An 11,155-nucleotide genomic window follows, 5' to 3' on the forward strand; every position below is an offset into this window, starting at 1 on the left:
GGTGGGGATCTCCTTGGTGTTGATCAGGCCTGGGTGGCGGCGAGCGAGTCCTTGGCGGCCTCGGCGACGGCCTCGGCGGTGATGCCGAACTCGCGGAAGAGGGTCTTGTAGTCGGCCGAGGCGCCGTAGTGCTCGAGGCTGATGGTGCGCCCGGCGTCGCCGACGAATTCGCGCCAGCCGAGGGCCAGTCCGGCCTCGACTGAGACGCGGGCCTTCACGGCCGCGGGCAGGACGGACTCCTGGTAGGCGGCGTCCTGGGCGCGGAACCACTCGACGCACGGCATCGACACGACACGGGCCGCGATGCCTTCCGCGGCGAGGGCCTCGCGGGCCTCGACGGCGAGGTGGACCTCGGAGCCGGTCGCGATGAGGACGACGTCGGGGGTGACGGCGGCGCCGTCGCGCTGGGCCTCGGCGAGGACGTAGCCGCCCTTGGCCACGCCGGCGGCGTCGCCGAACGCGCCCTCGCCACGCTCGTAGACGGGCAGGTTCTGGCGGGTCAGGACGATGCCGGCCGGGTTGGCGGTGTTCTCGAGGATGGTCTTCCAGGCCCACGCAACCTCGTTCGCGTCCGCGGGCCGGACGACGTCGAGGCCGACGATCGCGCGGAGCGAGGCGAGCTGCTCGACCGGCTGGTGGGTCGGGCCGTCTTCGCCGAGGCCGATCGAGTCGTGCGTCCACACGTAGGTGGACGGGATGCCCATGAGTGCGGAGAGGCGGATCGCGGGCCGCTGGTAGTCGGAGAAGATGAGGAACGTGCCCGAGAACGCGCGCGTCTTCCCGCCGAGGGTGATGCCGTTCACGATCGAGGCCGCAGCGTGCTCGCGGATGCCGAAGTGCAGCACGCGCCCGTACGGGTTGCCCTTCCACGCCTCGGTCGAGCGCGAGGCCGGGATGAACGAGGGCGATCCCTCGATCGTGGTGTTGTTCGACTCGGCGAGGTCGGCAGAGCCGCCCCACAGCTCAGGAAGGACCGGGCCGATCGCGTTCAGGACCTTGCCGGAGGCGGCACGGGTCGAGACGTCCTTGCCAGCCGGGAACTCCGGAAGGGAGGCCTCCCAGCCCGTCGGGAGCTGCCGGGCCTCGATCCGGGCGTGCAGCGCGGCGGCCGCGGGGTTCGCCGCGGCCCACGCGTCGAACGACTCCTGCCACGCAGCGCGCTCCGCTCGGCCGCGCTCGATCGCGGCCCGAGTGTGCGCGAGGACCTCCGGGTCGACGTCGAAGGACTTCTCGGCGTCGAAGCCCAGGACCTGCTTGAGGGCCGCGACCTCCTCGGCGCCGAGGGCCGAGCCGTGGATCTTGCCGGTGTTCTGCTTAGTCGGGGCAGGCCATCCGATGATCGTGCGCAGCGAGATGATGGACGGGCGCCCGGTCTCGGCCTTGGCCGCCAGCAGCGCCTGGTAGAGCTCCTGGACGTCCTCGACGTATTCGCCGGTCTTCGTCCAGTCCACGCGCTGGGTGTGCCACCCGTACGCCTCGTAGCGCTTGAGGACATCCTCGGTGAAGGCGACCTCGGTGTCGTCCTCGATCGAGATGTGGTTCTCGTCGTAGATCACCACGAGGTTGCCCAGCTCCTGGTGCCCGGCCAGCGAGGACGCCTCGGACGTCACGCCCTCCTGCAGGTCGCCATCGGACGCGATGACCCACACCGTGTGGTCGAAAGGCGAGGCGCCCTCGGCGGCCGACGGGTCGTACAGGCCCCGCTCGCGGCGCTGCGAGTACGCGAAGCCTACCGAGGAGGCAAGGCCCTGCCCGAGCGGGCCGGTCGTGATCTCCACGCCCTTCGTGTGCCCGTACTCCGGGTGGCCGGGGGTCAGCGAGCCCCACGTGCGCAGCGACTCGAGGTCCTTCAGCTCGAGGCCGTACCCTGCGAGGAACAGCTGGATGTAGAGCGTGAGCGACGAGTGCCCGGGGGAGAGGATGAACCGGTCGCGCCCGATCCACGTCGGGTCGGAGGGGTCATGGCGCATGAGCTTCTGGAACAGCAGGTACGCCGCCGGGGCCAGGCTCATCGCCGTGCCCGGGTGCCCGTTGCCCACCTTCTGCACCGCATCCGCCGCCAGCACCCGGACCGTGTCCACCGCCTTGCGGTCCACATCGGTCCACGTCAGAACATCAACATCAACAGCAGGCACGGAAACGAGCCCCTCTCCATCGCAGACGGCGGCTCGGCGCCCGGGCGCCCGTCATGGTGGGCCCTCGGATGCCTGCCGGCCGTTCACCATTGAAACGTCTTCTTGTGTATCCCTCGCGTTGCGACAACGGGACAACCAGCTCACATACTACGCACGAGGCTCCGCAGGGGTCAGTGGTTTGCCGGAAATTGGGCCTAATGTGAATCACGGGACACCTTCGCGGACGTGAACCCCCCGAAACCGTCCCGACACGCGCGCGGGTATGATGGAGGTTCGTCGGAGAAGCAGAAAAGAGTCGCGCACCCGTGAGTACAGAGGCCCACGCTCCATCCCGCCCGAAGGGCTCAAGGACCGTCCGCAAGCTCAAGGCCTACGTTGCTCTCACGAAGCCGCGCGTCATCGAACTCCTGCTCGTGAGCACACTCCCCACGATGATCTACGCCCAGCGCGGGTTCCCGTCCCTCGGCCTGATTGCGGCGACCCTCGTCGGCGGCGCGTTCGCAGCCGGCAGCGCCGGCGCCTTCAACTGCTACATCGACCGTGACATCGACCGCCTCATGCGGCGCACAGAGAACCGTCCGCTCGTCACGGGCGAGGTCACGCCGCGCGAGGCCCTCGCGTTCGCGTGGCTGCTCGGCATCGCGTCCCTCGCGATCCTGTGGTTCGGCGCCAACCCGCTCTCGTCGGTGCTCGGCGCGGCTGCGATCTTCTTCTACGTCGTCATCTACACGCTCGTCCTCAAGCGCCGCACCGCGCAGAACATCGTGTGGGGCGGTGCTGCCGGATGCTTCCCGGTGCTCATTGCCTGGGCCGCCGTGACCGGCACGGTGGCGTGGCCCGCCGTCGTCCTCTTCATGGTGATCTTCCTCTGGACGCCGCCGCACTACTGGCCGCTCTCGATGCGCTACGGCGAGGACTACCGCAATGCGCAGGTGCCCATGCTCGGGGCGGTGGCGGGCGCGAAGATCGTCTCGGTCCAGGTCGTCCTGTATGCGTGGGCCATGGTCATCTGCTCGCTCCTCCTGATCCCGCTCGGCCACGCTGGCTGGGTCTACACGATCGCGGCGGTTGCCACCGGCGGATGGTTCCTCTGGGAGTCGCACGCGCTCTACGGGCGCGCGCAGCGCGAGGAGATCGAGGACAAGAAGGCCATGAAGGTCTTCCACGGCTCGATCAGCTACCTCACGGTCCTGTTCCTCGCCCTCGCGATCGACCCGTTCGTCGGCGCGCCGATCGTCGGCTGAGACCCGCTCGCTCCGCACGCACAGAAGCGCCCCCGGCCCATGAGGTCGGGGGCGCGTCTGTCGTCAGGAGCGTGCCGGATCAGGCTTTCGGGCTCGAACCGGCCAGGTCCGCGGCGTTGACGGCAGCCGCCATGAGCAGTGCCGCAACGAACATGTGAAGCCCGACGAGAAGTGCCGGGATGCCCGTGTAGTACTGAGTGATGCCGATCGCCGCTTGGAGCACTGTGAGCCCGAGGAGCACGACGACGGCGTTCCGGAACGGCCCCCGCACCCCGCGGGACAATGCGACGACGACGCCGAACAGGGCGCCGAACGTGACGAGGTAGGCCGGGACTGCGTGGATATGGGAGACGAGATCCCAGTCGAGCCCGTTGCGCGGGGCGTTCGCGTCCCCGGCATGGGGGCCGGCGCCCGTGACGACGACACCGAGCACGACGGCGACCGCGGCCGCGACGGCCGTCGCGAGCATGACGGGTCGCATCGAGCCGGGCAGTTCGGGGAGTGTTCTGGACATGTGCGGTCCGGTTCGCCCGTACGCGCGGTTGACGAGGAGCGTGGCGAAGACGACGAGCGCCATCGAGACGAGGAAGTGCAGCGCGACGACCCAGGGGTTGAGCTGCGTGAGAACGGAGACGCCGCCGATGACCGCCTGGGCGGGGATGCTCGCGAGCAGGGCGATTGCGAGCCAGAACAGGTCGCGGCGCTCTTTGCGGAGGTTCCAGAGCGCGACGACCATCGCGAGGGCGACAGCGCCGAGCGCGAACGTGAGCAGGCGGTTCCCGAACTCGATGATGCCGTGGTAGCCCATCTCGGCGGTCGTCGTGAGCGAGGTGGCCGTGCAGCGTGGCCACGTGGGGCAGCCGAGGCCTGAAGAGGTGAGGCGCACGGCCCCGCCGGTGACGATGAGCACGATCTGGCCGACGAGCGACGCCGCGGCGAGCGCGCGCACGCGCGTGTCGACTTCGCGGGGGAGCCAGCCGACGAAGCGGGCGACGGCGGTCTGGGACATAGTCAGTCTTTCTTCCGAGCTTTCTTCCGGGGCCGAATCAGGACCACTTGAACCATCTCACGGCGGCGAGGCCAGCGATCGCCCCCCAGATCAGGAGGACGACGGCGGCGGGGACGTCGAGCTCTCCGTGCAGGAACGCCGCGCGCGCCGCGTCGCCGAGGGCCCCCGACGGGAGGAACCCGACGATCCCGGCGATCTGCGACGGGAGCCGCGTGCTCGGCAGAGCGATGCCGCCGAAGGCGCCGAACAGGATCCACACGAGGTTCGTGACGGCGAGCGTCGCCTCCGGCCGGGCGGTCCCCGCGATGAGCAGGCCGAGCGCCGTGAACACAGCGGCGCCGAGACCGAGCAGGACGACGCCGAGGATGGCACCGGGGAACGACGGCCGCCAGCCGAGCGCGAGCGCGACACCGCCGATCACGACGACCTGGAGGGCGAAGACCGAGAGGACGGCGATGACCTTGCCCGAGATGAGGCCCGCGCGCCCGAGCGGCGTGGTCGAGAGGAAGCGGAGCACGCCGTAGCGGCGGTCGAAGCCCGTCGCGATCCCCTGGCCGGTGAAGCCGACCGAGAGCGTGCACAGCGCTAGCACACCGGGGGCCGCGACGTCGATGCGGCTCGCCCCGAGGCCGTCGAGGAACGGGGTGACCGTGAGGCCGATGATCGCGATGAGCGGCAGGACGAGCATGAGGACGAGCTGCTCGCCGTTGCGCAGCATCGCGAGCGTCTCATAGCGGCCCTGCTGCCACACGCGGGCGGCGAGTGGAGCGGCGCTCATGCGGTCTTCCTTGCGGTGCTGGCGAGCTCTTCCTCCGCGGAGGCCTCGGCGATGCCGAGGAACACGTCCTCGAGGCTGTGGCGCCCGAGCTCGAGCGAGCTCGGCATGATCCCGCGCGCGTCGAGCCAGCGCGTGAGGGCCGCGAGGTGTGCGGTCGTGAGCTCGCCGTCGATCGTGTAGTGGCCTGCCGGCGCTTCGGCGATGTCCACCGGGCCGGTGCCGGCGAACGCCTCGGCGAGGTCGAGGCCCGCCGTCGCCCGCAGGGTGAGGCGCCGCGCCGTCGTCGTTGCCGTGCCGAGGAGTTCGGCGACGGTCCCCTCGGCGACGATGCGGCCGCGGTCGAGGATCGCGACCCAGTCAGCGAGCCTTTCGGCGTCGTCGAGCAGGTGCGTTGTGAGGATGATGCCGAGTCCCTGGGTGCGCAGGTCGGCGATGAGGTCGAAGACGACTTGGCGGGACTGGGGGTCGAGGCCCGCGCTCGGTTCATCGAGGAAGACGACGTCGGGGCGCCCGATGAGGGCGGCGGCGAGCGCGACGCGCTGCTTCTGGCCTCCGGAGAGGCGGCGGATCGTGGTGCCCGCGAACTCGTTGAGGCCGAGCCGCTCGGCGAGCTCGGCGACGGGGAGGGGATCGCGATACATGCCCGCGACGTGCCGAAGGAGGGCGAGGGGGCGGGCCGACGGGGGCAGTCCGCCGTCCTGGAGCATGACGCCGACGCGCGAGCGGAGCTCGGCGCTCGCCGTCTGGGGGTCTTGGCCGAGCAGGCGGACGGTGCCTCCCGTGCGGCGGCGGAGCCCCTGAGCGCATTCGAGGGTCGTCGTCTTTCCGGCGCCGTTGACGCCCAGGAGAACGGTGACCTGCCCGCGGTGGGCGGCGAGGTCGACGCCGGCGAGCACTCGCTTCATCCGGCCCCCCTCGGCGGCGATCGGGCCGACGTCGTGGATCAGCCCCTCGATTTCGAGGCAGGGGTCACCGGTTCTGAGCACCCATACATTCTACGCACGGTAGTACAGCTCGGTCCGTGGGGTCCGTGCGGCTGTGTGACGCATCAGTCATTCAACTAAGCCCCGCCTTACTGGATGACCTCGGCATATTAGGCAATGATTGTTTTGTGTATTCCGTGGCTCAGTACCCGAGCAACCGCGCCGCCAGTGGCCGCGCGGTGCGCGGCGACGCCGAGCAGCGCACGCGCAACCGTGTCCTGGGAGCCGTGCTCGAACACGGTCCGGTGAGTGCCGCGGAGCTCGGGGAGATGCTCAGCATTACTCCCGCAGCTGTGCGCCGGCACCTCGACGCCCTCACGCGCGACGGCGTCGTCGAGGTGAAGCGGGTCGCAACCTCCGGCACGGGCGCGGGCAGGCCTGCCCGTCGCTACGTCCTGACGTCGCGGGGCCAGTCGTCCATCGGCGACGATTACCTCGACATCGCGCGCACGGCCCTCCATCGGCTCGCAGAGCTGGCCGGACCCGGCGCCGTCGAGGACTTCGCCGAGGAGCGCTTCGGCGCCATGGAGCGCCGCTACCAGCCGGTGGTCGACGCAGTGGGTGACGACGTCGCAGCTCGCTCGCGAGCGCTGGCCGAGGCGCTCACGCGCGACGGCTTCGTGGCGTCCGCCGCCGAGGTCGCGAGCCGTGTGCCGCTGCCCGCCCACATGGCGAGCGTCCAGCTGTGCCAGGGGCACTGCCCCGTCCAGCAGCTCGCGGCCGAGTTCCCGGCCTTCTGCGACACCGAGACCGCGGTCTTCTCGCGGCTCCTCGGGGTCGACGTGCGGCGGCTCTCGACGCTCGCGGGCGGCGGGCACGTGTGCACGACCCACATTCCTACGGGCCGCGGCGCGAACCCGCCGGTGGCCGGAACCCCAGACCACCACGCTGACGACACCCCCGACGCTAGCGAATTCCTACCAGACGAGAGGCCGTGATGACGGATCAATTGGCCGAGAAGCACAGCGTGGACGTTGAGCCCACGGTGATCTCGGAGATTCTAGAGAAGAACCCCGAGCTCCACGGGATCGGCAACTACGAGTACGGCTGGGCCGACTCGGACATCGCCGGCGCCAACGCGCGACGTGGTCTGGACGAAGACGTGGTCCGCGACATCTCCGCGAAGAAGGGCGAGCCCGAATGGATGCTCGACCTGCGCCTCAAGGGCCTCAAGTACTTCGACCGCAAGCCGATGCCGCTGTGGGGCGCTGACCTCTCGGGCATCGACTTCGACAACATCAAGTACTTCGTGCGCTCGACGGAGAAGCAGGCGGAGTCGTGGGAGGACCTTCCCGAGGACATCCGCTCGACGTACGAGAAGCTCGGCATCCCCGAGGCAGAGCGCAGCCGCCTCGTCGCAGGCGTCGCGGCCCAGTACGAGTCCGAGGTCGTGTACCACCAGATCCGCGAGGACCTCGAGAAGCAGGGTGTGATCTTCCTCGACACGGACACCGCGCTCAAGGAGCACCCGGAGTTCTTCCAGGAGTACTTCGGCACGGTCATCCCGGTCGGCGACAACAAGTTCGCGTCGCTCAACACGGCCGTGTGGTCCGGCGGCTCGTTCGTCTACGTGCCGAAGGGCGTCCACGTCGAGATCCCGCTCCAGGCCTATTTCCGCATCAACACGGAGAACATGGGCCAGTTCGAGCGCACGCTGATCATCGCGGACGAGGATTCCTACGTTCACTACATCGAGGGCTGCACGGCCCCGATCTACTCGTCGGACTCGCTGCACTCCGCCGTCGTCGAGATCATCGTCAAGAAGGGCGCGCGCGTCCGCTACACGACGATCCAGAACTGGTCGAACAACGTCTACAACCTCGTCACGAAGCGCGCCATCTGCCATGAGGGCGCGACGATGGAGTGGATCGACGGCAACATCGGCTCGAAGGTCACGATGAAGTACCCGGCGGTGTACCTCGTGGGTGAGCACGCGAAGGGCGAGACCCTCTCGATCGCGTTCGCGGGCGAGGGCCAGCATCAGGACACGGGCTCCAAGATGGTGCACATCGCGCCGAACACGAAGTCCTCGATCGTCTCGAAGTCGGTGGCCCGCAACGGCGGCCGCGCGGCCTACCGCGGCCTCGTCCAGGTGCGCGAGGGCGCGAAGCACTCGGCCAACACCGTGCGCTGCGATGCCCTCCTCGTCGACACGATCTCCCGCTCCGACACCTACCCGTACATCGACATCCGTGAGGATGACGTGGTGCTCGGCCACGAGGCCACGGTGTCCCGGGTGAGCGAGGAGCAGCTGTTCTACCTCATGTCCCGCGGACTCCCCGAGGACGAGGCCATGGCCATGATCGTGCGCGGCTTCATCGAGCCCATCGCGCGCGAGCTTCCCATGGAATACGCCCTCGAGCTGAACCGCCTCATTGAACTGCAGATGGAAGGGTCCGTCGGTTGATGACTGAAACCACCACGCCCACTGACGAGAAGGCACGCATCGGCGCGCCGTCGATTGCCGGTTTCACGGAGGAGGGCGAAAGCCTCTCGCCGGAGCCCGTCGTCACGGGTCCGCTCGGCGGGGCCGCGGCGAAGAGCCACTCGCACGGCGGCGGCTACGGCATCCCGGACAGCTCGCGGGCGGGCCGCCTCACGTCGTACAGCCTTGCCGACTTCCCCGAGCTCAAGGGCACCGAGGAGGAGTGGCGCTTCACGCCGCTCCGTCGCCTCGGCGGCCTGCACAAGGACGGGCTCGACGGCGCGGCCCCGGCTGTCGCGGTCGAGGCGCCCGAAGCGGTCCGCGTCGAGACGGTCGGTCGCGACGACGCGCGGATCGGCTCGGCCGGCATTCCCGAGGACCGCGTCTCGGCGAACGCGTGGGCGCACTTCGGCGAGGCAACCGTCGTGACGATCCCGGCTGGGGCGGAGCTCGACGAGCGCGTCCTCGTCACCTTGAGCGGAGCGGGGCTCGCGGCAGCAGCCCAGCACGTCGTGATCGTCGCCGAGGAAGGCGCCCGCGCCGTCGTCGTCCTCATCCACGAGGGCCAGGCGGTCGTCTCCGAGAACGTCGAGGTCGTCGTCGGCGATCGTGCCGACCTCACGGTCGTCTCGCTGCAGGAATGGAACGATGATTCGATCCATGTCTCGTCGCAGCAGGTTGCAGTAGGACGCGAGGCGAAGATCAAGCACGTCGCGGTGAGCCTCGGCGGCTCGCTCGTGCGCCTCACTCCGACTGTCCGCTTCGCCCAGCCGGGCGGCGAGGCCGAGGTGTACGGCCTCTACTTCGCGGACGCGGGCCAGCACCTCGAGCACCGCACCTTCATCGACCACGCGCAGCCCAACTGCATCTCGAACGTGCTCTACAAGGGCGCGCTCCAGGGCAAGGACGCGCACACGGTGTGGGTCGGCGACGTGCTCATCCAGAAGCAGGCCGAGGGCACCGACAGCTACGAGAAGAACCAGAACCTCGTGCTGACCGACGGCTGCCGGGCCGACTCCGTGCCGAACCTCGAGATCGAGACGGGGCTCATTGAGGGCGCGGGTCACGCGAGCGCGACCGGCCGCTTCGACGACGAGCATCTGTTCTACCTCATGGCGCGCGGCATTCCGGAGGATGTGGCCCGTCGCCTCGTGGTACGCGGGTTCCTGAACGAGATCATCCAGAAGATCGGCGTTCCGTCCATCGAAGAGCACCTCATCGAGGCCGTCGAGCGCGAGCTCGAAGCCGGAGACAACTGACCCACAGGATTGGGCCCGGCAGCACCGGGCGCCGCTAGAACACAGCCCCCCCGGGGGCACTAGGAGAAGCACACATGTCGACTCTGGAGATCAAGGACCTGCACGTCTCGATCGAGACGGAGCAGGGCGTCAAGGAGATCCTCAAGGGCGTCACGCTTACCGTGAAGACGGGCGAGACGCACGCGATCATGGGCCCCAACGGCTCGGGCAAGTCCACGCTCGCCTCGACCATCGCGGGCCACCCGCGCTACACCGTCACGTCGGGCTCCATCACGCTCGACGGCGAGGACGTCCTCGCGATGAGCGTCGACGAGCGCGCCCGCGCGGGCCTCTTCCTCGCGATGCAGTACCCGGTCGAGGTGCCAGGCGTCACGATGACGAACTTCCTCCGCACGGCGAAGGCCGCGATCGACGGCAAGGCCCCGGCGATCCGCACCTGGACGAAGGAGGTCAAGGACGCGATGGCGCAGCTGCGCATCGATGCCGACTTCGCCCAGCGCAACATCAACGAGGGCTTCTCGGGCGGCGAGAAGAAGCGCGTCGAGATCCTCCAGCTCGAGCTCTTCAAGCCGAAGTTCGCCGTGCTCGACGAAACGGACTCGGGCCTCGACGTCGACGCCCTCAAGGTCGTCTCCGAGGGCGTCAACCGCGCCCAGGCGAGCGGCAACATGGGCACGCTGCTCATCACGCACTACACGCGGATCCTGCGCTACATCAAGCCCGAGTTCGTCCACGTGTTCGTGGATGGCAAGATCGCCGAAGAGGGCGGCCCCGAGCTCGCCGACCGCCTCGAGGACGAGGGCTACGACCGTTACCTCGCCGGCGCCGGCTCCGCCGTGCACGTTCAGGCCTGAATCTAAGGAGACACTGTGTCTGATGCCCAGCCTGCGGCCGAGATCCAGCCGGAGCAGACCTCGCTCGAGGACGTCGAGGAGCGTCTCAAGGATGTGATCGACCCCGAACTCGGCGTCAACGTCGTGGATCTCGGCCTGGTCTACGGGCTCGAATACGGCGAGGACGGGGCGCTGCTGATCAGCATGACGCTGACCACCGCGGCATGCCCGCTGACCGACATGCTCGAGGAGCAGGTGGGCCAGGCGCTCGACGGCGTCGTGGACGAATGGCGCCTCAACTGGGTGTGGATGCCGCCGTGGGGCCCCGATCGGATCACCGAGGACGGGCGCGACCAGATGCGTGCGCTCGGCTTCAACATCTGAGTCCTCCAGCGCGAGGCGTGCGACGGCGGCCGGTGGCCTTCCCTGCGGAAGGTCGCCGGCCGCCGTCGTCATCCGCGCTCACGAAGCGACGCCCGCCGCGGGGGC

10 protein-coding genes are annotated in these 11,155 nt (G+C 69.2%); 6 read left to right on the top strand and 4 right to left on the bottom strand.

Going from position 1 to position 11,155, the window contains the following annotated elements; all coding sequences use genetic code 11:
- Positions 1–23: 23 nt before the first annotated feature.
- Entirely contained in the window at positions 24–2,135 is a 2,112-nt protein-coding gene (gene tkt, locus SPF06_RS06545; RefSeq protein ID WP_323278202.1) for a transketolase, read from the bottom strand.
- Positions 2,136–2,440: 305 nt separating this feature from the next.
- On the opposite strand from tkt, the gene SPF06_RS06550 reads away from it, so the two are divergent.
- Positions 2,441–3,379, top strand: a complete 939-nt coding sequence (locus SPF06_RS06550) for a heme o synthase (protein WP_323278203.1) — start codon at positions 2,441–2,443, stop codon at positions 3,377–3,379.
- A 79-nt stretch (positions 3,380–3,458) separates the two neighbouring features.
- On the opposite strand, the gene SPF06_RS06555 is transcribed toward SPF06_RS06550, so the two are convergent.
- From SPF06_RS06555 to SPF06_RS06565, 3 genes are read right to left on the bottom strand one after another with little or no spacing between them, the layout of a single operon-like run.
- Positions 3,459–4,388: a COX15/CtaA family protein gene (locus tag SPF06_RS06555; RefSeq protein ID WP_323278204.1), complete on the bottom strand. Its 930-nt coding sequence runs from the start codon at positions 4,386–4,388 to the stop codon at positions 3,459–3,461.
- A 37-nt stretch (positions 4,389–4,425) separates the two neighbouring features.
- A complete protein-coding gene (locus SPF06_RS06560) occupies positions 4,426–5,166 on the bottom strand; it encodes an ABC transporter permease (protein WP_323278205.1) in 741 nt (246 codons plus the stop codon).
- Positions 5,163–6,152, bottom strand: coding sequence for an ABC transporter ATP-binding protein (locus SPF06_RS06565; protein ID WP_323278206.1), 990 nt, complete (start codon positions 6,150–6,152; stop codon positions 5,163–5,165). Before SPF06_RS06565 ends, SPF06_RS06560 begins: the two co-directional genes overlap by 4 nt.
- A gap of 125 nt (positions 6,153–6,277) precedes the next feature.
- Here SPF06_RS06565 and SPF06_RS06570 point away from each other — a divergent pair, with 125 nt between their 5' ends.
- From SPF06_RS06570 to SPF06_RS06590, 5 genes are all read left to right on the top strand, one after another.
- Positions 6,278–7,087 (top strand): helix-turn-helix transcriptional regulator, encoded by an 810-nt coding sequence (locus tag SPF06_RS06570; RefSeq protein WP_428985719.1) that lies wholly within the window; start codon positions 6,278–6,280, stop codon positions 7,085–7,087.
- Positions 7,087–8,556, top strand: coding sequence for a Fe-S cluster assembly protein SufB (sufB, locus tag SPF06_RS06575; protein WP_323278207.1), 1,470 nt, complete (start codon positions 7,087–7,089; stop codon positions 8,554–8,556). The genes SPF06_RS06570 and sufB overlap by 1 nt, the downstream gene beginning before the upstream one ends.
- Positions 8,556–9,833 carry a Fe-S cluster assembly protein SufD gene (sufD, locus tag SPF06_RS06580; protein ID WP_323278208.1) on the top strand — a complete coding sequence of 426 codons (1,278 nt, stop codon included), beginning with the start codon at positions 8,556–8,558 and terminating at the stop codon, positions 9,831–9,833. The genes sufB and sufD overlap by 1 nt, the downstream gene beginning before the upstream one ends.
- Before the next feature lie 74 nt (positions 9,834–9,907).
- Positions 9,908–10,687, top strand: a complete 780-nt coding sequence (sufC, locus tag SPF06_RS06585) for a Fe-S cluster assembly ATPase SufC (protein ID WP_323278209.1) — start codon at positions 9,908–9,910, stop codon at positions 10,685–10,687.
- A gap of 42 nt (positions 10,688–10,729) precedes the next feature.
- Positions 10,730–11,050 (top strand): metal-sulfur cluster assembly factor, encoded by a 321-nt coding sequence (locus SPF06_RS06590; protein WP_428985723.1) that lies wholly within the window; start codon positions 10,730–10,732, stop codon positions 11,048–11,050.
- Positions 11,051–11,155 lie beyond the last annotated feature (105 nt).

Origin of the sequence: Sinomonas terricola (genome assembly GCF_034931225.1) — a bacterium.
In the GTDB taxonomy this organism is placed as follows: domain Bacteria; phylum Actinomycetota; class Actinomycetes; order Actinomycetales; family Micrococcaceae; genus Sinomonas; species Sinomonas terricola.

Bases quoted from the DNA above. Each gene is read 5' to 3' on its own strand.
- SPF06_RS06555 (WP_323278204.1), bottom strand. From the start codon at position 4,388: ATGTCCCAGACCGCCGTCGCCCGCTTCGTCGGCTGGCTCCCCCGCGAA.
- SPF06_RS06560 (WP_323278205.1), bottom strand. From the start codon at position 5,166: ATGAGCGCCGCTCCACTCGCCGCCCGCGTGTGGCAGCAGGGCCGCTAT.
- sufB (WP_323278207.1), top strand. From the start codon at position 7,087: ATGACGGATCAATTGGCCGAGAAGCACAGCGTGGACGTTGAGCCCACG.
- sufD (WP_323278208.1), top strand. From the start codon at position 8,556: ATGACTGAAACCACCACGCCCACTGACGAGAAGGCACGCATCGGCGCG.
- sufC (WP_323278209.1), top strand. From the start codon at position 9,908: ATGTCGACTCTGGAGATCAAGGACCTGCACGTCTCGATCGAGACGGAG.